This window comes from Rhodoplanes elegans, assembly GCF_016653355.1.
GTDB classification, from domain to species: Bacteria; Pseudomonadota; Alphaproteobacteria; order Rhizobiales; family Xanthobacteraceae; genus Rhodoplanes; species Rhodoplanes elegans.
Genome location: NZ_NHSK01000265.1, coordinates 1 through 23,775, shown reverse-complemented (window position 1 = coordinate 23,775; position 23,775 = coordinate 1). Strand labels below are relative to the sequence as shown.

General features: G+C 69.6%; 18 protein-coding genes and 1 pseudogene. All 19 read left to right on the top strand.

Annotated features, from left to right (window positions below):
- The first annotated feature begins 39 nt into the window (after positions 1 to 39).
- The 19 genes and pseudogenes from cofE (at position 40) to bchE (ending at position 23,732) form a co-directional block, all read left to right on the top strand.
- Entirely contained in the window at positions 40 to 786 is a 747-nt protein-coding gene (cofE, locus tag CCR97_RS28075) for a coenzyme F420-0:L-glutamate ligase (RefSeq protein ID WP_201160098.1), read from the top strand.
- Entirely contained in the window at positions 786 to 1,739 is a 954-nt protein-coding gene (gene cofD, locus CCR97_RS28070; RefSeq protein WP_111360410.1) for a 2-phospho-L-lactate transferase, read from the top strand. The genes cofE and cofD overlap by 1 nt, the downstream gene beginning before the upstream one ends.
- Positions 1,736 to 2,476 (top strand): 2-phospho-L-lactate guanylyltransferase, encoded by a 741-nt coding sequence (cofC, locus tag CCR97_RS28065; protein ID WP_111360409.1) that lies wholly within the window; start codon positions 1,736 to 1,738, stop codon positions 2,474 to 2,476. The genes cofD and cofC overlap by 4 nt, the downstream gene beginning before the upstream one ends.
- On the top strand, positions 2,473 to 4,896 hold the full coding sequence (cofH, locus tag CCR97_RS28060; RefSeq protein ID WP_201160096.1) for a 5-amino-6-(D-ribitylamino)uracil--L-tyrosine 4-hydroxyphenyl transferase CofH: 2,424 nt from the start codon (positions 2,473 to 2,475) through the stop codon (positions 4,894 to 4,896). Before cofC ends, cofH begins: the two co-directional genes overlap by 4 nt.
- A 130-nt stretch (positions 4,897 to 5,026) precedes the next feature.
- A complete protein-coding gene (locus CCR97_RS28055; RefSeq protein WP_111359980.1) occupies positions 5,027 to 6,358 on the top strand; it encodes a GntP family permease in 1,332 nt (443 codons plus the stop codon).
- A gap of 216 nt (positions 6,359 to 6,574) precedes the next feature.
- Positions 6,575 to 7,216, top strand: coding sequence for a tetratricopeptide repeat protein (locus CCR97_RS28050; RefSeq protein ID WP_111360721.1), 642 nt, complete (start codon positions 6,575 to 6,577; stop codon positions 7,214 to 7,216).
- Between the two features lie 99 nt (positions 7,217 to 7,315).
- Positions 7,316 to 7,786 (top strand): hypothetical protein, encoded by a 471-nt coding sequence (locus CCR97_RS28045; protein WP_201160095.1) that lies wholly within the window; start codon positions 7,316 to 7,318, stop codon positions 7,784 to 7,786.
- Positions 7,783 to 8,121, top strand: a pseudogene (locus CCR97_RS28040) (MGH1-like glycoside hydrolase domain-containing protein); the annotation flags it as partial. The gene CCR97_RS28045 and the pseudogene CCR97_RS28040, both read left to right, overlap by 4 nt.
- A 50-nt stretch (positions 8,122 to 8,171) precedes the next feature.
- Complete coding sequence (locus CCR97_RS28035; RefSeq protein WP_111359366.1) at positions 8,172 to 9,035, top strand: SDR family oxidoreductase; 864 nt, start codon at positions 8,172 to 8,174, stop codon at positions 9,033 to 9,035.
- A gap of 195 nt (positions 9,036 to 9,230) precedes the next feature.
- Complete coding sequence (locus CCR97_RS28030) at positions 9,231 to 10,196, top strand: tripartite tricarboxylate transporter substrate-binding protein (protein ID WP_111359367.1); 966 nt, start codon at positions 9,231 to 9,233, stop codon at positions 10,194 to 10,196.
- A 275-nt stretch (positions 10,197 to 10,471) separates the two neighbouring features.
- Positions 10,472 to 11,758 carry an ATP citrate lyase citrate-binding domain-containing protein gene (locus CCR97_RS28025; protein WP_111359368.1) on the top strand — a complete coding sequence of 429 codons (1,287 nt, stop codon included), beginning with the start codon at positions 10,472 to 10,474 and terminating at the stop codon, positions 11,756 to 11,758.
- A 252-nt stretch (positions 11,759 to 12,010) separates the two neighbouring features.
- Positions 12,011 to 14,716, top strand: a complete 2,706-nt coding sequence (locus tag CCR97_RS28020) for a CoA-binding protein (protein WP_201160094.1) — start codon at positions 12,011 to 12,013, stop codon at positions 14,714 to 14,716.
- A gap of 545 nt (positions 14,717 to 15,261) precedes the next feature.
- Positions 15,262 to 16,149, top strand: coding sequence for an FAD binding domain-containing protein (locus tag CCR97_RS28015; protein ID WP_111359496.1), 888 nt, complete (start codon positions 15,262 to 15,264; stop codon positions 16,147 to 16,149).
- A complete protein-coding gene (locus CCR97_RS28010) occupies positions 16,146 to 16,646 on the top strand; it encodes a (2Fe-2S)-binding protein (protein WP_111359495.1) in 501 nt (166 codons plus the stop codon). Before CCR97_RS28015 ends, CCR97_RS28010 begins: the two co-directional genes overlap by 4 nt.
- A 5-nt stretch (positions 16,647 to 16,651) precedes the next feature.
- Positions 16,652 to 18,076 (top strand): molybdopterin cofactor-binding domain-containing protein, encoded by a 1,425-nt coding sequence (locus tag CCR97_RS32440; RefSeq protein ID WP_170146004.1) that lies wholly within the window; start codon positions 16,652 to 16,654, stop codon positions 18,074 to 18,076.
- Positions 18,076 to 19,089: a molybdopterin cofactor-binding domain-containing protein gene (locus CCR97_RS32435; protein ID WP_170146003.1), complete on the top strand. Its 1,014-nt coding sequence runs from the start codon at positions 18,076 to 18,078 to the stop codon at positions 19,087 to 19,089. Before CCR97_RS32440 ends, CCR97_RS32435 begins: the two co-directional genes overlap by 1 nt.
- A 321-nt stretch (positions 19,090 to 19,410) precedes the next feature.
- Positions 19,411 to 20,958, top strand: a complete 1,548-nt coding sequence (locus CCR97_RS27995; protein ID WP_111359745.1) for a phytoene desaturase — start codon at positions 19,411 to 19,413, stop codon at positions 20,956 to 20,958.
- The gene (locus tag CCR97_RS27990) at positions 20,930 to 22,027 is read left to right on the top strand and encodes a phytoene/squalene synthase family protein (RefSeq protein ID WP_111359746.1); all 1,098 of its coding nucleotides are present in this window, start codon (positions 20,930 to 20,932) and stop codon (positions 22,025 to 22,027) included. Before CCR97_RS27995 ends, CCR97_RS27990 begins: the two co-directional genes overlap by 29 nt.
- A 148-nt stretch (positions 22,028 to 22,175) precedes the next feature.
- Positions 22,176 to 23,732 (top strand): magnesium-protoporphyrin IX monomethyl ester anaerobic oxidative cyclase, encoded by a 1,557-nt coding sequence (gene bchE / locus CCR97_RS27985; protein ID WP_111359747.1) that lies wholly within the window; start codon positions 22,176 to 22,178, stop codon positions 23,730 to 23,732.
- Positions 23,733 to 23,775: the final 43 nt, after the last annotated feature.

The window sequence follows — 23,775 nt, the reverse complement described above, 5'->3', positions numbered from 1 at the left end:
GCCGCGCCCGCGCCGGACGCCGCCGCGAGCCGGCTCGCGCTGGTCGCGCTGCCCGGCCTGCCGCTGGTGCGGCCGGGCGACGATCTCGCCGATCTGCTCGGTCGCGGCCTCGCGGCGGTCGGCGGCGTCGCGCAAGGCGACGTGCTGGTGCTGGCCCAGAAGATCGTGTCGAAGGCCGAGGGCCGCTATGTCGACCTCGCGACCGTGACGCCGTCGGCCGAGGCGGAGCGGCTCGCCGCCGAGACCGACAAGGATCCGCGGCTCGTCGAGGTGATCCTGTCGGAGTCGCGCCGCGTCGTGCGCCACTCCAAGCACGTGCTGATCGTCGAGCACCGCTGCGGCTTCGTGATGGCGAATGCCGGCATCGATCGCTCCAACGTCGATCCCGTCGAAGGCAGCGACCCCGTGCTGCTGCTGCCGCAGGACGCCGACGCCTCGGCGGCGCGTCTCTCGGCGGCGCTCTCGGCGCGCTTCGGCGTGCCGCTCGCCGTCGTGATCAGCGACAGCTTCGGCCGGCCGTGGCGTCAGGGCACGGTCGGCGTCGCGCTCGGCGCCGCCGGCCTGCCGGCATTGCGCGACCTGCGTGGCGCGCCCGACCTCTACGGCCGCCCGCTGCGCGTCACCGAGACCGGCTTCGCCGACGAGATCGCCGCGGCCGCCTCGCTGCTGATGGGGCAGGGCGCCGAGGGCCAGCCCGCCGTGCTGGTCCGTGGCCTCGTATACGATGACGCGTCACGTCCCGCCGCGGATCTGATCCGCGGGCCGGGCGAGGATCTGTTCCGCTGATGGCCGGGCCCGGAAAGGTCGTCACGCTCTCGGGCGGGATCGGCGGCGCCAAGCTGGTGCTCGGCCTGTCGCGCAAGCTCCCGCCCGGCGCCCTCGGCGTGATCGCCAATGTCGGCGACGATTTTTCTCATCTCGGCCTGCACGTCTCGCCCGACATCGACACGCTGGTCTATACGCTCGCCGGGCTCGCCGATCCGCAGCAGGGCTGGGGCCGGGCCGGCGAGACCTGGAGCTTCATGTCGGCGCTGGCCGCGCTCGGCGGGCCGAGCTGGTTCCGGCTCGGCGACGGCGATCTCGCCATGCATGTGCTGCGCACTCACAAGCTGAGCAACGGCACGACGCTGTCGCAGGTGACGGCCGAGATGTGTGCGGCGCTGCGCATCGCCACGAAAATCCTGCCCGTCACCGACGATCCGCTCCGTACGCGCGTGCGCACCGATCAGGGCTGGCTCGACTTCCAGGACTGGTTCGTCGGCCATCATGCGTCGCTCACGGTGCGCGAGATCCTGTTCGACGGCGCCGACGCGGCGCGGCCGCTGCCGGCCGTTCTCGACGCGCTCGCCGATCCGGACCTGCGGGCCGTGGTGATCTGCCCGTCGAACCCGCTGATCAGCATCGAGCCGATCCTCGCCGTGCCGGGGATGCGCGAGGCGCTCGCCGGCTGCAAGGCGCCGGTCGTCGCGGTGTCGCCGCTGATCGGCGGCCGCGCCGTGAAGGGACCGACCGCCGCGATGCTGACCGATCTCGGCGACGCGGCGACGGCCGCCGCGGTCGCTGCGCGCTATCGTGATCTGATCGACGGCTACGTGGTCGACGAGGTCGACCACGTTGCCATGAAGCAGCTCGACATCCCGGCGATCGCGACCCGGACCCTGATGATCACGCTGGCCGACCGCGAGCGGCTCGCCGCCGATGTGCTGGCTTTCGCCGACCGGCTGCGGGTGGCCTCATGAGCATCGCTCCGGCAAGCGCCGACCGGATTTGCGCGGTCGTGCCGATCAAGGGCGTGGTCGGCGCCAAGCAGCGCCTCGCCGCCGCGCTGGACGCCGATCAGCGCAGCGCGCTCGCCATGGCGATGGCCGAGGACGTGCTCGAGGTTCTGGCCGCGGTGCCGGAGCTCTTCCGCGTGCTGGTGGTGACGGCGGACGCGACGGTCGCGGCGCTGGCGAGCAAGTACGGGGCCGAGGTCACGGACGCGCAGGCGAGCGAGGGCCACACCGGCGCCGTGACGGGCGGGGCGCGCCGGCTCGTGCGCGAGGGCTTCTCCATGATCACGTTGCCGGGCGACCTGCCGCTGCTCGCGCCCGCGGACGTGAGCCGGGTGATCGCGGCGCATCGCGCCGCCGGTGCGGACGGCCACCCCGGCTTCACCATCGCGCCGGCGCGCGACTTCCAGGGCTCCAACGCGATCCTGATGACGCCGGCCGACGCGGTGCCGCTGCGCTTCGGATCGAACAGCTTCTATCCGCATCTCGACGCGGCCCGTGCCCAGGGGATCGAACCGACCGTGGTCGAGGTGCCGGGCATCGGCTTCGACATCGACGAGCCGCAGGACCTCGCCGATTTCCTGATCACGACGGCGCAGACACGGGCCGGCCGGCTGGTCGCCGACTTCGGCCCGGATTTTTCCGCGCGACTCGCCGCGCATCTGGAGCGCGCGGCACCGGCCGGCATGGAGGCGGGACGATGAGCCAGGATCTGAACCTCGAGGTTCGCGGCCCTGCGGCGCTCGATCTTCTGGCGCTCGCCCGCGCGCCGCGGCCGCTCGCCGCCGGCGAGGCGCGCCTCCTCGTCGCCATCGAGCCGGGGCCGGCGCTGATGCGGGCCGCCGCCGCGGCGCGCGACGCCGCCTTCGGCGACCGCATCACCTATTCGAGAAAGGTGTTCATCCCGCTCACCCAGCTCTGCCGCGACTCCTGCCACTACTGCACGTTCGCGCATCCGCCGCGGCGCGGCGAGGCGGCGTATCTGACGCCCGAGGAGGTGCTGGGCATCGCCCGCGCCGGCGCCGCGGCCGGCTGCCAGGAGGCGCTGTTCACGCTCGGCGACAAGCCGGAACTCAGGTATCGCGCGGCGCGTGAAGAGCTCGACCGGCTCGGGCATGCGACGACGCTCGATTATCTGTTCGCCATGGCGGATCTAGTGCGACGCGAGACCGGCCTGCTGCCGCATCTCAACGCCGGCGTGATGACGGCGAACGACGTCGCCAGGCTGCGTGCCGCCTCGGTGTCGCAGGGCCTGATGCTGGAGACCGTCTCGGACCGCCTGATGCAGCGTGGGTCTGCTCACTTCGGCTCGCCCGACAAGCAGCCCGAGGTGCGGCTCGCCACCATCGCGGCGGCGGGCGAAGCGAGCGTACCCTTCACGTCCGGCATCCTCGTCGGCATCGGCGAGACGCGCGAGGAGCGCATCGACAGCCTGCTGGCGCTGCGCGCCCTGCACGAGCAGCACGGGCATCTCCAGGAGATCATCGTCCAGAATTTCCGTGCCAAGCCCGGCACCCGGATGGCCGACCATCCGGAGCCGGACGCGGCCGAGCATCTGTGGAGCGTCGCCGTCGCGCGCCTGATCATGCCGACCGACGTGACCATCCAGGCGCCGCCCAATCTCGGCTCGGGCTATCTGAAGAGCCTGATCGCCGCCGGCATCGACGACTGGGGCGGCGTCTCGCCCGTCACGCCCGATCACGTCAATCCCGAGAAGCCGTGGCCGCATCTCGAGGCGCTGGCGCGCGACACCGCGGCGGCCGGCAAGGTGCTGGTCGCGCGGCTCGCCGTGCATCGCCGCTACATCGCCGACCGCACGCGCTGGATCGACAAGGGCCTGCACACCGCGGTGCTGCGCGCCTCCGACTCCGAAGGCTTCGCCCGCGTCGAGACCTGGACTCCCGGCGCCTGCGCGGCGCTGCCCGCGATGCCGGCGATCGGCCCGCGGCCGGGCTCGCTGTCGCCTGTTCTCGCCCGCGCGACGCGCGGCGAGGAGCTGACCGAGGCCGAGATCGTCGCCCTGTTCGCGGCGCGCGGCGAGGCGTTCGACGAGGTGTGCCGCACCGCCGACGCGCTGCGCCGCGACGTCAACGGCGACACGGTGAGCTACGTCGTCACCCGCAACGTCAACTACACCAACATCTGCTCGTATCGCTGCAGCTTCTGCGCCTTCTCCAAGGGCAAGACGACCGAACACCTGCGCGGAAAGCCCTACGAGCTGACGATTCCCGATGTCGTCGCGCGCTGCCGCGAGGCGTGGGAGCGCGGCGCCGTCGAGGTCTGCCTGCAGGGCGGCATTCATCCCGACTACACGGGCGACTTCTATGTCGCGCTGTGCCGCGCCATCAAGGCGGAGCTTCCGGACCTGCACATCCACGCCTTCTCGCCGCTGGAGACGTTCCAGGGCGCGAAGACGCTCGGGCTCACGCCGGCGGAGTTTCTCCCGCGGCTGCGCGACGCCGGGCTCGGCACGCTGCCCGGCACGGCCGCCGAGGTCCTCGACCCCGAGGTGCGGGCGATCATCTGCCCCGACAAGGTTACGGTCGCGCAGTGGCTCGAGGTGGTCGAGGCGGCGCACCGCTCCGGCCTGCGCACCACCGCGACCATCATGTTCGGCCATGTCGACACGCCCCTGCACTGGGCCCGGCATCTCCTCCATCTGCGACGGCTGCAGAGCCGCACCGGCGGCATCACCGAATTCGTGCCGCTGCCCTTCGTCGCCATGGAGGCGCCGATCAACCTGCGCGGGCAGTCGCGGCTCGGCCCCACGTTCCGCGAATCCGTGCTGATGCACGCCGTCGGGCGACTGGTGCTGCACGGGCTGGTAGAAAATATACAGACCTCGTGGGTGAAGATGGGCGCCGAGGGCGCGCAGGTCTGCCTGAACGCCGGCGCGAACGACGTCGGCGGCACGCTGATGAACGAGAGCATCACGCGTGCGGCGGGCGCGTCGCACGGCCAGGAGATGACGCCGGCCGCGCTCGAGGCGCTGATCCGCGGCACCGACCGCACGCCGCGCCAGCGCACCACGCTCTACGGCACGCCTAGCCCGGAGCGCATCGCCACCTCCCACGCCGCGGCGGCGCTGCCGCCGCTCGACGCCGCGGAGGCAGCGGCGCGATAGCGCGTACCACAGGCACGGTTGCGCGCCGCCACGTGCGCAAGACCCCTGATTCCCGCGTCCGATTCGCCGGCGTATAGCGGAACACCATCCGGCCGTCTGTCTCATCCTGCGCCGGAGGGGGATTCCAAAAATGGTATCAGGATCGGTATCGATCCTCTTGCTGGCGCTCGCGGTCGTGCTGATCGTGATCGCCACCGGCAAGTGGAAGGTCAACGCATTCGTCGTCCTGATCGTGGTCGCTTTCGCCTATGGCCTGGCGATCGGCATGCCGGCGCTCGATGTCGTCAAGGCGGTGCGCGAGGGCTTCGGCGGGACGCTCACCTACATCGGCATCGTGATCGTGGCCGGCACGATCATGGGCTACATCCTGGAGAAGACCGGCGCGGCCCTGGTGATGACGCAGGCGATCCTGCGCCTCGTCGGGCGGTCGCGGGCGCCGCTCGCCATGAACATCGCGGGCTACGTCGTGTCGATCCCGGTGTTCTGCGACTCGGGCTACGTGATTCTCACGCCCCTCAACAAGGCGCTCGCCGCCGAGACCAAGACCTCGATGGGCGTGATGGCGGTGGCGCTCGCCACCGGCCTCTACGCCACGCACACGATGGTGCCGCCGACGCCCGGCCCGCTCGCCGCCGCCGCGACGCTGGGCGCCGATCTCGGCCTCGTCATCCTCTACGGCATGATCGTCGCGATCCCGTCGTCGCTCGCCGGCCTCGCCTGGGCGAGCCTGATGGGCCGCAAGTACGACATCTCACCCGGCGTCGAGGAGAGCTACAGCGACCTCATGGCGAAGTACGGCGCGCTGCCGTCGACCTTCATGAGCTTCCTGCCGTTGGTGCTGCCGATCGTGCTGATCCTCCTCAAGTCGATCGCCGACTTCCCGACCCGGCCGTTCGGCGACGGGTTCGGCAAGGTCTTCTTCGACTTCATCGGCGATCCGGTGACGGCGCTGATGCTCGGCGTGGTCGCCAGCCTGTTCCTGGTGCCGCGCAAGGAGCTCTCGGTCGCGGTCGACTCGTGGATGGGCCAGGGCATCAAAGACGCCGCCATCATCCTCGCCATCACGGGCGCCGGCGGCTCGTTCGGCAAGGTGCTCGCAGCGTCGCCCATGAAGGATTTCATCGGCACCAACATGGCGCATCTGCCGCTCGGCCTGTTCCTGCCCTTCGCCATATCGGCGGCGTTGAAGACCGCGCAGGGCTCGTCGACGGTGGCGATCATCACCACGGCGGCCATCATGGCGCCGCTGATGAAGACGCTCGGGCTCGACCCGGCGATCACGGCCGTGGTCATCGGCGCCGGCTCGATGGTGGTGTCGCACGCGAACGACTCGTACTTCTGGGTCGTGTCGCAGTTCTCCAACATGCCCGTGAACGTCGCCTACAAGCTCTACACCACGGCGACCCTGGTGGTCGGCCTGGTGGCGTTCCTGTTCGCCTGGCTGCTGTCGCTGGTCGTCTGACCGGCGGCTGCCGAAACTGCGGTGGCGGCCACCCTCTCCCTCGCGGGAGAGGGTGGCTCGCCGCGCAGCGGCGAGACGGGTGAGGGGGCCTTCCGCGCGCTCGGAATTCGTGGCACGCCCCCTCACCCGCCCTCGTGTTCCGCGAGGGCACCCTCTCCCGCGAAGGGAGAGGGTCGAACCTCGAACCGATCGGTCGGACACGCGGAGGAGCGGCCCATGCTCAAATTGCTGCTGCTGCGCGCCTACGAGCGGCTGGCCCTCAACGGGCTGGCGACCGGCGACTACGCCAAGGCGGAGCGCTGGCTCCGCCGCATCCAGGCGATCGAGGGCGAGACCCGGCGGGTGCTGCACAATCTCGCGCTGGCGCGACTCGCGCAGGCCGACTTCGCCGGCGCCGAGGCGTTGCTGGCGCGTCTTGCCGACCAGCACGGCGAGACCCCGGAGGTGCTGCGGGTGCGCGCCGAGGCGGCCTATCTGTCGGGCGACCGTGACAGCGCCCGCGCCCGGCTCGCCACCGCGCTGAAGGATCCCGACTGCCCGGACCGGACCCTCCTGGCGCGCCGCGCCGCGCTGTGCGAGGACGCCGACGCCTATGCCCGCGCGATCGCGGGCAAGCGCGACTTCGCCGAAGGCAACGCGAAGCTCGCGGCCGGCGACATGGACGCGGCGCTGGCCGCCTTCCGGCGCGCCGCCGCGGCCGATCCGACCGACTTCGTCGCCCTCAACAATCTCGGCACGCTGCTGATGAATCATGCCCGCGACCACGCCGCCGCGGCGGCCGTGTTCGAGCAGGCGCTGGCGCTCGCCGATCAGCCGATCCTGCGCCGAAACCTCGCCGCCGCCCGCGAAGCGGGCTGAGGCCCGCAACACCCGACGCCCGTCGGGGCGCTCGCGTAGACCGACAAACCCCGTTAAGATTCGCGCGCTAGCGTCGCCGTTCTCGAACGAGGGCCGGTCATGATCGGGATCGCAGGTCGCGTCGCTCCGGCGCTCGTCAGGACGGCCGTGGTCGCCTCGGTCGCTGTCGCAGGGGTGGTCGCGACCGGGCTCGCGTCACCGGCGGCGGCCCAGGACGTGCGCGGCCTCGAGGCGTGCGGCCGCGAATCCCAGATGGACCGGCGCACCGGCTGCCTGCAGGCCAATGTCGAGTATCTGCAGTCCGTCATCGCTCGCAACAACACGCTCGCCAATCAGCGCCTCGCCGCCGCGGCGGCTGAGATCGCCGTCTTGAAGGCGACGGTCGCCGCCCTGCAGGCGACCGTCGAGAAGCTCGTCGCCAAGTCCTCCGACACCAAGCTGGGCGATTCCAAGTCTGGCGATTCCAAGTCTGGCGATTCCAAGCCCGGCGGCCCGAGGGCACCCGAGAGCAGGCCGCCCGAGACGGCGCCCGCCCCGCCGCCCGCCGGCGCTCCGGCGGGGCCGCGGTGAGTGATCCGCTCGCGCCGACGGCCGAGGGGCGCCGCCTCGCCGAGGCGAATGCCGGCGCGGCTCCGTGGCGGCGCTTCGGCCCCTATGTCAGCGATCGCCAGTGGGGCACGGTGCGCGAGGACTACTCGGCCTCGGGCGACGCCTGGTTCTACCTGACTCACGACGCCGCGCGCAGCCGCGCCTGTCGCTGGGGCGAGTACGCGATCGGCGGCTGGTGCGACGTCGGCCAGCATCTCTGCCTCGGCCTGGCGCTGTGGAACGGTGCCGACCCGATCCTGAAGGAGCGCTTCTTTGGGCTGACCAACGGCGAGGGCACTCACGGCGAAGACGCCCGGCCGGGCCGCTGACGAATCACGACATCGCGTTCCGACACCTGGAGCCCTGCATGACGACCTCGACCCCCGCCGTCTCGCCGCGCGAGTTCGACACCGACCTGCCGGCCTACGACCGCATGCCGCAGCTCCTGACCGGCCAGGTCGCGCTGGTCACCGGCGCCAATTCCGGCATCGGCCAGGCCGTCGCGATCGCCATGGCGCAGGCGGGCGCCGACGTGGTCGTCAACTACGTCGCGGGCTCCGCCGACGCGGTCGTCGCCGCGATCGAGAAGACCGGCCGCCGGGCGCTCGCCGTGAAGGCCGACGTGTCGCAGGAGGACGAGGTCGTCGCCATGGTGGCGCAGGCCGTGAAGACGTTCGGCACGCTCGACATCATGGTGGCGAATGCCGGCCTGCAGCGCGATTCGGCCCTTGTCGACATGACGATGGCCGAATGGAACAAGGTGATCGGCGTCAATCTCACCGGCCAGTTCCTTTGCGCCCGCGAGGCGGCGAAGGAGTTCCTGCGCCGCGGCGTGCGCCGCGAGGTTTCGGTCGCGGCCGGCAAGATCGTCTGCATGAGCTCGGTACACGAGGTGATCCCGTGGGCCGGCCACGTCAACTACGCCTCCTCCAAGGGCGGCATCCAGATGATGATGAAGAGCCTCGCCCAGGAGCTGGCGCCGCATCGCATCCGGGTCAACGCCATCGGACCCGGCGCCATCCGCACGCCGATCAACACCTCGGCCTGGAACACGCCCGAGGCCTACGCCCAGCTGATGACGCTGGTCCCGTATCGGCGCATCGGCGAGCCGCAGGACATCGCCAACGCGGCCGTGTTCCTGGCCTCCGACATGGCCGACTACATCAACGGCATCACGCTGTTCGTCGACGGCGGTATGACCTGCTATCCGGGCTTCGCCACCGGCGGGTAGGAGGGGCCTCGCTGCACCGCGAGATAGCGGCGGCCGGAGCAAAATACCGTTTTGTCCCGTAAGGGTTTGGTCGGACGCGAGCGCACATGCGTGCGGGCGCAACGCGTGGTATCACGGGTCGCCAGCCTGCAGACCCGGCGGCCGGTTCCGGCCCGCTCGACCTTTCCGGAAAGATGGGCAAGGAGGACGTTGCAGATGCGTTTGATGACGATTGCCGCTGTCCTGGCGTTCGCTGTGAGCCCGGCGATGGCGCAGAACTATCCCGACCGGCCGATCACCGTGGTGGTCCCCTTCGCGGCCGGCGGCCCGACCGACACGATCGCGCGGATCACGGCCGCGAGCATGCAGAAGTCGCTCGGCCAGCAGATCATCATCGAGAACGCGGTCGGCGCCGGCGGCACCATCGGCTCGGCCCGCGTCGCGCGCGCCGCACCGGACGGCTACACGCTGCTGATCCATCACGTCGGTCTGTCGACCGCGGCGACGCTCTACCGCAAGTTGCCCTACGACACCAAGACCGCGTTCGTGCCGCTCGGTCTCGTCACCGAGTCGCCGCAGACCATCATCGCGCGCCCCGATTTCGGCCCGAACACGCTCAAGGAGCTGATCGAGTACATCAAGGCCAACAAGGAGAAGGTGTCCTACGCGCATGCCGGCCTCGGTGCCGCGTCGCAACTCTGCGGCATGCTGATCCAGACGGCGCTGCAGACCCAGGTGACGACCGTGCCCTACAAGGGCAACGGTCCGATCATGAACGATCTGCTCGGCAAGCAGGTCGACATGACCTGCGACCAGGCGACCAACACCACGGGGCCGATCACCTCCAAGCAGGTGAAGGCCTATGCGGTCACCACCAAGACCCGCATGAGCACCTTTCCGGACCTGCCGACCGCCGACGAGGCCGGGCTGCCGGGCTTCGAGATCAGCGTCTGGCACGGCGTCTACGCACCCAAGGGCACGCCGCCCGAGATCGTCAAGAAGCTCTCCGACGCGATCGTCGCCGCCATGAAGGATCCCGAGCTCGCCAAGCGCTTCCGTGACATCACGACCGAGCCGGTCGCCCCCGAGCGGGCCACCCCGCAGGTCCACGAGAAGATGCTGATCAGCGAGATCGATCGCTGGGCGCCGATCATCAAGGCGGCCGGCCAGTACGCCGACTGAGCCGCGGTCCAGCCGTGATTCGTCTTCGACGGCCGGGGCCATGCCCCGGCCGTTTGTTTTGCACGGCGCATGGTTTGTTCCGCGCCGCGCAATAACCCTCTTGCTGCGAGGGCGAAAAGTGGTCCGGCGCGGCAATTTGATGCGCCGACCAGAGGATCACCGGATCGACGCCAACCGCCCCTGCACCTAGAAGCGGGGCGGGCGGTCCGGTATCGTGTCGGTATCTTGGAACCGCGGCCGATCGGGCGGCCGCGACGGACCGTGGGACGCGATCGATGCAGATCACCGGCATGCTATACGGCGCGAAGCTTCTGCAGTTCGCGGGCTTCCCCACCTCCGAGGTGCTCGGGCCGGGGGCCAGCGAGGCCGAGATCAAGAGCCTCATCGACCGCCACGGCGGCATCGTGATCAAGCCGGTGTTCAAGGGCGGCGTCGGCAAGAAGGGCAAGGCCGGCCTGATCGGCATCGCCCGCGACCTGAAGACCGCGCTGAAGGAGAAGGAGCGGCTCTATTTCGCCGAGCTCGAATCCGGCGGCTTCCGCTTCAAGGCGAACGGCGTCACCTTCGAAGGCTTGGTGCCGGCCGAGCACGAGGTCTACTTCTCGATCACCGACGCGACGCGGTTCCGCGCCCCGACCATGACGCTCACCCACGAGGGCGGTGTCGACATCGAGGAGCTCGACAAGAGCCGGGTGGCGCAGATCCCGTTCGATTCGCTCACCGGCCTGAAGGCCTTCGTGGTGGCGAACGCGCTGTCCTCGCTGCACGCCCCGAGCGCCATCATTTCGCCGCTGGTGCAGACGCTGCCGCGCATGTGGGAGCTCTTTCACGGCTACGGCATGACGACGCTGGAGCTGAACCCGATCCGCATGCGCCCGGATCGCGACGGGCGGCTCACGCCGGTCGCCTGCGACTTCAAGTGCGGCTTCGACCGCGACGACAGCCGCTGGCTGCGTCTCGGCCTGCCGGCCGAATTGTTCGCCGTCGACTACTCGGACTTCGAGCAGGAGATCAACCAGCTCCGCACCTATCAGGGGCAGAGCGACGTCTACGTGATCAATCCGCACGGCACGATTCTGGCGCCGACATTCGGGGGCGGCGCCAACTCGCTGGTGTCGGAGATCCTCGGCGATCTCGCGATCATCTCGTCGGACTTCGGCGGCAACCCGCCCTACGCCAAGATGCGCGAGGTCGCGGCGATCTGCTTCAAGCACTGGCTCAAGCAGTCGAACGTGCTGTTCATCGTCGGCGGCAAGGCGAACAACACCGACATCTTCGAGACGCTGCGGGCGATCTCCGACGCGCTGCGCGAGCATTTCTCCAAGAACGGCCCGACGCCGCTCTACGTGGTCGCGGCGCGCGGCGGGCCGAACCTGATCCGCGGCTTCGGGGCGCTGCGCGACACCGTCGAGGCGCTCGGCCTGCCGTACCGGATCTTCGGCTTTGATTCCGACATCAGCGAGGTGATCGGCTACGCCAAGCGGGCCGACGCCTGGATGCGCGAGGGCGGCCGCGCCCTCGTCGCCGAGAGCCTGAAGATCGCCTCGCCGACGGCGGCGTAGAGTGATGAACAAGTCTCGATCCGTCACCCTGAGGTGCCCGGCGCAGCCGGGCCTCGAAGGGCGACGGGCACTCGTCTCGGACACGCCCGAGACGGCTTCGACACTCTCCGGATCGGCGGTGGCCGGTCCGGATGCTCCCGGGCCGTGCATCCTTCGAGGCTCGCTGCGCGAGCACCTCAGGATGACGGGGAAGGGGCGAGCGGCCCGAAACTCGCGCCGGCCATAAACGCGACGTCACCAGCGGACACGACCATGCACAAGGACGGCATCGGCCCCTTCAAGTACTTCGTCGGCATCTCGTCGCTCGACCAGATCGCCTCGCGGCACGATCGCGTCTGCGTGCTCAACGTGCTAGGCGGCGAGTCGAAGGACGTGACGCCGGTCGGCCACGTCTATTCGGGTGGCAACGTGGTGTTCGGCACCTCGCCGGGGCGCTCGGGGCAGTGGCTCAAGACCTCGCTCGGCGGCATCCCGGTCTACAACGACGTGCGCGAGGGCCTGGAGAACGGCCACCGCTTCAACTGCGGCGTCATCTATCTGCCGCCCTCGGGCGCCCGCGACGGCGTCGCCGAGCTGATCCGGGTCAATCCCGAGCTGCGCAAGATCTTCATCGTGACCGAGAAGATGTCGGTGCACGATTCGCGCGAAATCCGCGCGATGGGCCAGCAGCACGGCATCGACATCTTCGGCGGCAACAGCCTCGGCGTCGCCGACTCGTGGAACGAGGTGCGCATCGGCGGCGCGCTCGGCGGCGACAATCCGCGCGAGGCCCTGCGCCGCGGCTCGATCGCGATCTTCTCCAACTCGGGCAACTTCACCACCACGATGGCGACCTATCTGCGCATGGCGGGATGGGGCACCACGACGCTGATCTCCTCGGGCAAGGATCTCTACATCCACTTCGCCGCGCCGGAGTTCGCCTACTGCCTCGCCAACGACATGCGCAGCAAGGCGGCCGTGCTCTATGTCGAGCCGGGCGGCCATTACGAGCTGGAGGCGACCTTCACGAAGCCCGTGGTCGCCTGCGTGGTCGGCCGCTGGAAGTCGAAGCTCACAAGGCCGGTCGGCCACGCCGGTGCGATGTCGGGCGGCGACGATGACGCCGGCGCCAAGGAGCGCTGGTTCATGGAGAAGTTCGAGGTCGACGGCGTGTTCACGCCGGAGCGGCCGATCTTCTCGCGGCGCGGCGCCGTGGTCACCAACATCGCCCACATCACGCATGCGCTCACCGCCGTGATGCAGGCGAACGCCTGCCTGCCGGACTTCGCGCCGGAGGGCAATCTGCGCCTCAAGCCGTGGTTCGGCTCCAACATGGGTCTGACGCTGCCGGAGGAGTTGGACCTTCCGGTGGTCGAGGCGGTGGCGCCCTACGGACGCGAGATCGCGCGGCTGAACCGCCAGCTCGGTGCCGCCTTCGCGCGCCAGTCCATGAAGGACGCCTCGGGCGCCTCGCAGATGGACGCGGCGACCCAGGTGACGACGCTCAACGGCGTCTCGGTGCTCGACGCCGCCCAGCATCCGTTCGAGGCGAATGTCGCGCTGGCGCTGCTGCGCCAGGTCGGCGGGCCCAACGACCGCGCCCTGATCAACACGCTGGTCGGCGCGAGCCTCAATCTCCACGGCACGCCGCTGCTCGCGGCCGCGCAGGCGGCGCGCGAGGCCGGCAACGCGCCGAACGCCGTGCTGGCCGCCGCCGTCAGCATCGCCGGACCGAAAGAGTTCGAGGGCACGCGCCGGCTGGTGCGGCTGCTGCTCGAGGAGTTCGTCCACGCCGGACTGACGAGTGTGCTCGACGACGGCTTCGATCTCGCGAGCGTCCAGGCGAGCGCCGAGAACCGCGCCCTGTTCGTCTCCGACACGCCCGACCCGCGCGCCGAGGCGCTGATCGCGGGCGTCGAGGCGCGCGGCGCCAAGGCGCCGTTCGTGCGCTGGCTGCAGACGCTGCCCGGCCATCCGACGCTCGACGCGGCCCGCGCCGCGATCGCCGCCTCGCTCGCCTGGGGGCCGCTGATGCGCAAGCGCATCTCGCCGCTCACCGCCGAGTCGTTGCCGTGGTGGATGCATCTGTTCGGCGTGATGATCGGTGCCTCGGTCGACGCCGCCGCGCATACGCCGGAGTCGTTCTGCGGATACGCGAACGAGACGCTGATCCGCGAAGCGTCGCTCGGCACCGTCGCCTACACGGCGCTCACCGGCCGCGCCGGCGATCCCGATGCGCTGTTCGCCTTCCAGATGCTGATCGGGCTCCTGCTCTCCAACGGCCCCGGCACCATCACGGCGCAGGGCGCCAAGGGCGCGGTCTCGTCCGACGGGCCGGAGTCGCCCGAGCGCGTCCAGCTCAACAAGGCGATGCTCGGCTTCCTGACGCATTGCGGCTACGCCCATGGTGGCAACGGCTACGAGGGCATCGCCTTCCTGATCGACCGCTTCGAAGAGACCGGGCTCGCCGATCCGGGCGATCGTGATCACGGCATCGATCTCGCCGCGCTCGCCAAGACCTACGCGGCCGCCTACCGGGACTACAAGGCGGAGAAGAAGGAGGCCGGCAACGCCTCCTTCCAGAAGATTCCCGGCGTCAATCACCCGGTGTTCAAGGACAAGCCGGTCAACACGGATCCGCGCGAGGCCTATGTCCGCGAGCTCGCCGAGAAGCGCGGCGAGTACAACGTCTTCCACGCCTTCTATCACGCCGTCGTGCAGGCGCTGTTCGAGACCGGGGTGTCGCGCAACGTCTACTGCGTCAACGTCGACGCGCTCCTCTCGGCGCTGCTCTTGAAGCTCCTGTGGGCGCCGTTCCGGGCCGGCGAGATCGGCCGCGACAGGCTGGAGACGGCGGCCTTCACGATCTTCCTCTACGCCCGCATGCTCGGCTGCGCGGCCGAGGCCGACGACCACATGAACCGCGGCCGCGACATGGACACCCGCACCCCGGCCTCCAAGTGCGCCTTCGTGTCGTGATCAGTTCGTCGCACGCGGTGCGATAGTCCTCGACCTCGTCATGCCCGGCCTTGTGCCGGGCATCCACGCCTGTCTGAGCCGGTGCGCAGAAGAGCGTGGATGGCCGGGACGAGCCCGGCCATGACGGAAACGAATTGTTCCGCGCTGCAGCACGGCGTCGCGGCTCATGCTGCAACGCAATGAGATTGTTGCGGAATTCTCGTCGTCCCGGAACAGAATCCCGTCCCGTTCGTCACGAGTTGGCGCGTACACCGGAACGATTCTGAAATGCCTCGGTTTTTCGGCGCCGCGGACCGGCGTAGCGCCGGCCCGGGGGCGCAGTTCTGCGCCCCGCGACGATGTGGCCCGTGATTCCCGGGGTTGTCGCCTCGGTCGGAAGCATGCACGTTTTCCACGTCGTTCAGCTGCAAGTCGTTCAGCCGGTTCGTCTCTGCCTCGTGTCGCGCTCCGCCGCGCCCGCCGTCCGCGGTCCATGATGGACCCTGGGGTCGCGACCTGTGCGCCGGCACCGGAGCCGTCCGGCCCACCGCCGAGGCACGTGACACATGAAACCGTTCGGATATGTCGCGGCGAAGAGCGCCGAGCACGCGGTCGCCCTGCTGGCCGAGTACGGCAAAGGCGCCAAGGTGCTGGCCGGCGGCACCGATCTGCTCGCCGATCTGAAGAACTCGCCGCATCCGCCGCCCGACGTGATGGTCGACATCTCGCGCGCCGCCGACATGAAGGGCATCGCGCTGACCGACGCGGGACTTCGCATCGGCGCGCTCACGACCCATACCGAGATCGTCGAGTCGCCGCTCGTCGCGCAGACGCTGCCGGCGCTGGCCGAGGCGGCCGTGGTGATCGGCGCCTTGCAGACCCGCAATCTCGGCACCATCGGGGGTAACCTGATCACCTGCGTGCCGTCGATGGATTCGGGACCGGCCCTGCTCGCGCTCGATGCGCAGGTGGCGATCCTGGGGCCGGGCGGCCGCCGCACCATCCCGCTTTCCGGGCTGTTCGTCGGCCCGCGCCGGACGAGCCTCGCGCCGGACGAGCTCCTGGTGGAGATCGTCATCCCGAAGCGCAACGTCGGCAAGCCGGCGGCCTTCCAGAAATTCGGGCTGCGAAAGGGCCAGGCGCTGGCGCTGGTCAACGCCGCCGCCGCGTTCTGGGGCGGCGAGGGTGTGTTCGCCGAGCCGGCGATCGCGCTCGGCGCCGTCGCGCCGACCGTCATTCGCGCCCCGAAGGCGGAGGCGTATCTCTCCGGTCGTCCGATCAGCGAGGAGGCGATGGCCGAGGCCGGCCGCATCGCCGCGACCGAGGCGAAGCCGATCACCGACTTCCGTGCCAGCGCCGAGTATCGGCTCGACCTGATCGCCGTGCTGGTGAAGCGCGCGCTCGCCGGCAGCCTCGCCCGCGTCACGCCGAACCAGAAGGATCTCGCATCGTGAACGTGACCCTGACCGTCAACGGCGAACTCCGTTCCGCCTCGGTGCCGCCCGAGACGACGCTGCTCGTGCTTCTGCGCGAGCACTTCCTGCTCACCGGCGCCAAGACCGGCTGCGACATCGGCGATTGCGGCGCCTGCACCGTGATCGTCGACGGCCTCGCCGTGAACGCCTGCCTGATGCTGGCCGCCCAGGCGGATGGCCGCACCGTCACGACCATCGAGGGGCTCGCCACCCGCGACGGCCTGCATCCGCTGCAGAAGGTGTTCGAGGAGAACGGCGCCCTGCAATGCGGCTTCTGCGGCCCCGGCGTGATCATGACCGCGAAGGCGCTGCTCGACGAGATTCCGAACCCGACCACGCAGGAGATTCGCACGGCGCTGGCCGGCAACCTGTGCCGATGCACCGGCTACGTGAAGATGATCGACGGCGTCCACGAGGCCGCCCGGATGTTGCAGTCGCCCGAGACCCCCGCGTTGGCAGCGCCGCAGCAGAGGTGAGACGCATGGCCGAGGATCTGTTGGAACGCGAACCCGCCGTCGCCACGGACGTTCTGGAGAAGGCGCGCGTCGCCCCCGTCGAGGTGCTGCGGCGCTCGGACGAGGACCTGCGGCTTCCCGCCGTCGCCCCGCCGACGACGCTGCCGCTGGAGCCGCCGCTCGTCCCGCAGGTGGGCGAGCAGACCCGCGCCGTCGGCCTGCGGGCGCAACGCCCGGACAGCCGCAATCACGGCCTCGGGCTGACCCGCTACATCGACGACATCGCCCTGCCGGGCATGCTCTACGCCAAGATCAAGCGGGCCGGCCTCTCGTCGGCACGGATCAAGCGCATCGACGTCTCGAAGGCCGAGGCGATGCCGGGAGTCAAGGCCGTGCTGCTCGGCCGCGAGATCCCGCTCAACCTGTTCGGCACCTCGATCGTCGATCAGCCGCTGCTGGTCGACGAGATCGTTCGCCACGCCGGCGACGGTGTCGCCGCGGTGGCGGCCGTCACCGAGCAGATCGCCCAGGCGGCAATCGACGCCATCGAGGTCGAGTACGAGCCGCTGCCCGGCGTCTACGATCCGATCGAGGCGCTCTCGCCCGACGCGCCGAAGGTCCACGGCGGCGACACCAACATCTACTTCAAGAAGCTGATCCGTCGCGGCGACGTCGAGAAGGGCTTCGCCCAGTCGTACCGGGTCTATGAGAACCGCTACACGACGCCGGGCATCGAGCATGCGCCGATGGAGCCGTTCACGTCGATCGCCGACTGGGACGCCAACGGCCGCCTCACCGTCTACGCCACCATCGGCCGGATCACGCTGGCGCGCGTCGATCTCGCGAAGACCCTGCGCATCCCGATCAGCCGCATTCGGGTGATCGGCACCGTGGTGGGCGGCAACTTCGGCGGCAAGAACGAGATCCGCCACGAGCCGGTGCTGGCGCTGCTGTCGAAGAAGGCGGGGCGCCCGGTGAAGGGCCGCTTCACCCGGGTCGAGGAGTTCGTCGCCTCGACGATCCGGCACCCGATGATCATGGACTACAAGACCGGCGTGACGAAGGAGGGCAAGATCATCGCCCGCCAGATCCGCATGGTGCTGGACGGCGGCGCCTACTGCTCGTTCTCCGAGACGACGCTCGGCAAGGCCTCGATCCTGGCGCCCGGGCCGTATCAGATCGAGAACATCCACGTCGAAGGCTGCGTCGTCTACACCAACAAGACGACGTCCGGCTCGATGCGCGGCTTCGGCGCCCCGCAGGTGTGCTTCGCCTACGAGTCCCAGATGGACGAGATCGCCCGCGATCTCGGCATCGATCCGATCGAGATTCGCCTGAAGAACTTCTTCCGCGAAGGCTCGATGTCGGCCACGGGTCAGGTGCTGCACAGCGTCAAGGTGATCGAGTCGCTGAACAACGCCGCGCGAAAATTCGGATGGGAGGCGCGCTGATGAAGCATCGGGGACGCGGCATCGCCAGCATGTGGTATCCGGTCGGCTTCACCGGCTACTCGAACCCGAGCGGCGCGGTGGTGAAGCTCAACGAGGACGGCAGCGCCGTCGTCCTCACCGGCACGGTGGAGACCGGGCAGGGCTCGCTCGGTGCGCTGAGCCAGATCGCCGCCGAGGCGCTCGGCATCGCGCCGAACGACATCCACATCGTGTCGGGCGACACCGACACCTGCCCGATGGACACCGGCGCGATCGCCAGCCGCACCACCTACATCACCGGCAACGCGGTGCGGCTCGCCGCCGAGATGGCGCGCGGCACGCTGTTCCAGGTCGCCTCGGGCATGCTCGGCGTGAAGCCCGACCAGCTCGAGGCCAAGGACCGCAAGATCCAGGTGAAGGGATTCCCCAGCCGCGCCGCGGCGCTCGCGGACGTCTGCAGCCGCGCCTACAACGGCGTCGGCACGCCGCCGATCGGCAGCGCCACCTGGGATCCGCCGATGGTGCCGATGGACGCCGAGGGGCAGGGCAAGCCGTTCGGCACCTATGTCTACGCCACCCAGATCGCCGAGGTGGACGTCGACGACGAGACCGGCGAGGTCGAGGTGCTGCGCATCACGGCGTCGCACGACTGCGGCACGGCCGTGAACCCGATGCTGGTCGAAGGCCAGATCGACGGCGGCGTCTACATGGGCCTCGGCTTCGGGCTCTACGAGGAGATCCTGTTCGACAAGACCGGCCGGCAGGTGAACTGCAACCTGACCAACTACATCCTGCCGACCTCGCTCGACATGCCGGAGATCGACGAGGACATCGTCGAGAACTTCGACGAGACGGGGCCGTTCGGTGCCAAGGCGGTCGGCGAGCCGAGCCTGGTGCCGACCGCGGCGGCCGTCACCAACGCGATCTACGACGCGGTCGGGGTGCGCATCACGTCGCTGCCGGCGACCTCCGAGAAGGTCCTGAAGGCGCTGAAGGCGAAGCGCGCCGCGGAGCAGAAGCAGATCCCGGCCTGACGGCCGGCCCGGCCGGCGGGCCGGCGAACCGTAACCGCGGCCGCGGAAGACGGCCGCGCCGACCCCCTGGCGGCGCCGCACGGCGCCGTTTTTCTTTCTCCGGGCGCGGGGGCGAGGAGGCGGGGGCCGCAAAGCCCGAAGGCCCCGTCCAAGCGCCGCCCCTGAGCCCGGCTCGCGACGGGCGGGGCGGATGGGGCGGCGGCCCTGCATCCGGCCCGGTCGGACTGCGTTCACGATGACGCATGCGTAGAAGCACGAATACCGCGTTTGGTCCGCCTGCGGCCTAGCTCGACTGTCAATTTGCTGTTACAGTTCGCCGTGATGTCCAGCTTGACACTCGACAGGCCGCCTTCTCCCGTGGTCGGATCGGGGGCCCGCGTGCCTCATGCCATTGTGATCGGTAGCGGATTCGGGGGCTTGGCCGCCGCGGTCCGGCTCGGTGCGCGCGGCTATCGCGTCACCGTGCTGGAGAAGCTCGACCAGCCGGGCGGCCGCGCCTACGTGTTCCGCCAGGACGGCTTCACGTTCGACGCCGGGCCGACCATCGTCACGCTTCCCAAGGTGTTCGAGGAGCTGTGGTCGGTCGCCGGCAAGAAATTCTCCGACGACATCACGCTCGAGCCGATCGATCCGTACTACCAGATCCGGTTCGACGACGGCGAAACCTACACCGAATGCAGCGATCTCGACGCGATGCGCCGCGAGATCGCGCGTCTCGCCCCCGGCGACGTCGAGGGGTGGGAGCGGTTCCTCGCCAAGAGCAAGGACATCTACGAGGTCGGCTTCGAGAAGCTGTCGAACGTCCCGTTCGGCTCGCTCGCCTCCATGGCCAAGGTGCTGCCCGACTTCATCCGGCTGCAGAGCTGGCGCACCGTCCACGGCCTCGCGGCGAGCTACGTGAAGGATCCGCGCATCCGGATCGCGCTGTCCTTCCACCCGCTGTTCATCGGCGGCAACCCGTTCGCCGTCACCTCGATCTACTGCCTGATCACCTATCTGCAGAACAAGTTCGGCGTCTGGTTTCCGCGCGGCGGCACCGGCGCGCTGGTCAAGGGTCTGGTCGGGCTGATCGAGGGCCAGGGCAACAGCATCCGCTACAACAGCGAGGTCGCGGCCATCACCGTCGAGGGCGGGCGCGCCACCGGGGTCCGGCTCGCCTCGGGCGAGACGCTCGCCGCCGACATCGTCGTCTCCAATGCCGACGCCGCCTGGACCTACGGCAAGCTCCTGCCGGCCGAGGTGCGGCGCCGCTGGACCGACAAGAAGCTCGACAATGCCCGTTACTCGATGAGCCTGTTCGTCTGGTATTTCGGGACCAAGCGCCAGTATCGCGGCGTCCCGCACCACACGATCCTGCTCGGGCCGCGCTACAAGGAGCTCCTGCGCGACATCTTCGACCGCAAGGTGCTCGCGCCCGACTTCAGCCTCTACCTGCATCATCCGACCGCGACCGACCCGTCACTGGCCCCGGAGGGCTGCGACGGCTTCTACGTCTTGTCGCCGGTGCCGAATCTCGCCAGCGGGATCGACTGGGCGCACGCCGCCGAGCCGTATCGCCGCGCCATCGCCGAGTTCCTGGGCCGCACGGTGCTGCCCGGCCTGGACGAGAACATCGTCACGTCCCGCATCGTCACGCCGCAGGATTTCCACACGCGACTCCGCTCCGTTCTCGGGGCCGCGTTCAGCTTCGAGCCCGTGTTCACCCAGAGCGCGTGGTTCCGTCCCCACAACCGCAGCGAGGAGGTCGACCGGCTGTTCCTGGTCGGCGCCGGCACCCATCCGGGCGCCGGCCTGCCCGGCGTCCTGTCGTCCGCCCGCGTGCTCGACTCCGTGGTGCCCCATGGTGCCGATCTGGCTCGAGAATCCTAAAGCCTCCGAGGAGGACGTCGCGGCCTGCCGGGCGATGATCCGGCAGGGCTCGCGCACCTTCTTCGCGGCCTCGCTGCTGCTGCCCTGCGCGGTGCGCTCGCCCGCCTACACGCTCTATGCCTTCTGCCGCTTCGCCGACGACGAGGTCGACGGCGAGGACAGCGAGAAAGACGCGGTCGCGCGGCTGCGCGAGCGCCTCGCGCTCGCCTACGAGGGCCGGCCGCTGCCGACCGCGACCGACCGCGCCTTCGCCGACATGGTGGCGCGCTACGCCATCCCGCGGGCGATCCCCGAGGCGCTGCTGGAAGGCCTCGGCTGGGACACCGAGGGCCGCCGCTACGAGGATCTCTCCGGCGTCTTCGCCTACTCGGCCCGGGTCGCCGCCACGGTCGGCGCCATGATGACGCTGCTGATGGGGGTGCGCGACCCGGCCACGCTCGCCCGCGCCTGCGACCTCGGCGTCGCGATGCAGATCACCAACATCTGCCGCGACATCGGCGAGGACGCCCGGATGGGCCGCATCTACATGCCGCTCGCCTGGATGCGCGAGGAGGGGCTCGACCCCGACGCGTGGCTGGCCGATCCGGTGTTTGATGACCGCATCGCCCGCGTCGTCGCCCGCATGCTCGCCGCCGCCGACGTGCTCTACACGCGCGCCGAGGCCGGCATCGCCAAGCTGCCCTTCGGCTGCCGTCCCGGCATCCTCGCCGCCCGCATCATGTATGCCGAGATCGGCCGGGTGATCGAGGCGAACGGCCTCGATTCCGTGTCGCAGCGCGCCTATGTGCCGGGCCGCCGGAAGCTCGAGCTGCTCGCCCGCGCCTTCGCGACGGCGCCGCTGGTGCCCAAGGCGGAGCCGATCGAGCCGCTCGCCGAGACGCGCTTCCTGGTCGAGGCGGTCGAGGCCCATCAGCTCGGCCGCGTCCGTCCCGATCCCGCCCGCACCGCGTGGTGGGATCTCAATCGCCGCGTCGTCTGGGTGCTCGACCTGTTCGAGCGTCTCGGGCAGCGCGAGATCAGCGCCTCCGACCGCGGTCGCGGCGCGAGCTTCGTTCGTCTGGAAACCTGAACCGCGACGGTCGCGCGAAGCGACCCCGCATGACAATTGTCAATTTCGATTGTCAGTCCCTGCTGTCTAATGGTGATTGACGATCACGCGCATTGATCCGCACGCCGTCGGCAACAGCACGCGCGTCCAACGCCCCGGGAGGTCCGCCATGCGTATTCTGCTCCTGCATCCCAACTACCACTCGGGCGGAGCGGAAATCGCCGGCAATTGGCCGCCGGCCTGGGTCGCCTATCTGGCCGGCACGCTGAAGGCCAACGGCTACACCGACGTCACCTTCATCGACGCGATGACGGACGACCTCACCGAGGATCAGCTCCGTGCCGAGTTCCGCCGCCTGAAGCCGGACCTGATCGGCGCCACCGCGATCACGCCGGCGATCTACAAGGCCGAGCGCGCGCTGCAGATCGCCCGCGAGGAGTGCCCGAACGCCGTGACGGCGATCGGCGGCATCCACGCGACCTTCATGTACAAGCAGGTGCTGGCCGAGGCGCCCTGGATCGACGTGGTGATCCGCGGCGAGGGCGAGCAGATCCTGCTCGACCTGGTGCGCGCGATCGACTCCGGCGAGTTCAAGAAGAACCCCGACACCGTCAAGGGCATCGCCTATTCGGACGGCGCCAACATCATCGCGACGGCGGCGGCGCCGCCGATCGAGAATCTCGACATGCTGAGCCCCGACTGGGGCATCCTGAACTGGAACCAGTACAACTACATCCCGCTCGGCTGCCGGGTCGCGATCCCGAACTTCGCCCGCGGCTGCCCCTTCACCTGCTCGTTCTGCTCGCAGTGGAAGTTCTGGCGCACCTACCGGGTCCGCGATCCGATCAAGGTGGTCGACGAGATCGAGGTGCTGGTGAAGGAGTTCGACGTCGGCTTCTTCATCCTGGCCGACGAGGAGCCGACCATCCACCGCAAGAAGTTCGTCGCGCTGTGCGAGGAGCTGGTGCGGCGCAAGCTGCCGGTGATGTGGGGCATCAACACGCGCGTCACCGACATCCTGCGCGACGAGGCGCTGCTGCCGCTCTACCGCAAGGCCGGCCTGATCCACATCTCGCTCGGCACCGAGGCGGCGGCGCAGCTCAAGCTCGACCTGTTCAACAAGGAGACCACGGTGGCGCAGAACAAGCGCGCCATCGAGCTCCTGCGCAAGCACGGCATCGTCTCCGAGGCGCAGTTCATCGTCGGCCTCGAGAACGAGACCCGCGAGACGCTGGAAGAGACCTACCAGATGGCCCGCGACTGGGGTTGCGACATGGCCAACTGGTCGATGTTCACGCCGTGGCCGTTCTCCGACCTGTTCCAGGACATGGGCGAGAAGGTCGAGGTGTTCGACTTCGAGAAGTACAATTTCGTCACGCCGATCATGAAGCCGGACGCGATGACGCGGCCCGAGCTGCTCGACCGCGTGATGAACAACTATCGCCGCTTCTACATGCGCAAGATGTTCCTGGAGTATCCGTTCATCCGGGATCGCGAGAAGCGCCGCTACATGATGGGCTGCATGAAGGCCTATCTGAAGAGCTCGTTCGAGCGGAAGTTCTACGATCTCGGCCGCGTCGGCTACTGGGGTCCGCAGTCCAAGAAGGTCGACTTCGGCTTCGACGAGACGCGCACCATCACGGAGGCCCAGGCCACCGACCTGCAGGCCGCGCCGAAGGGCCGCAAGAAGAAGGGCGACAAGCCCGAGGCCGTGCGCGCCTGCTGAAGCCTTCACCTCTCCCCGCGCGCGGGGAGAGGTCGGAGCCCGC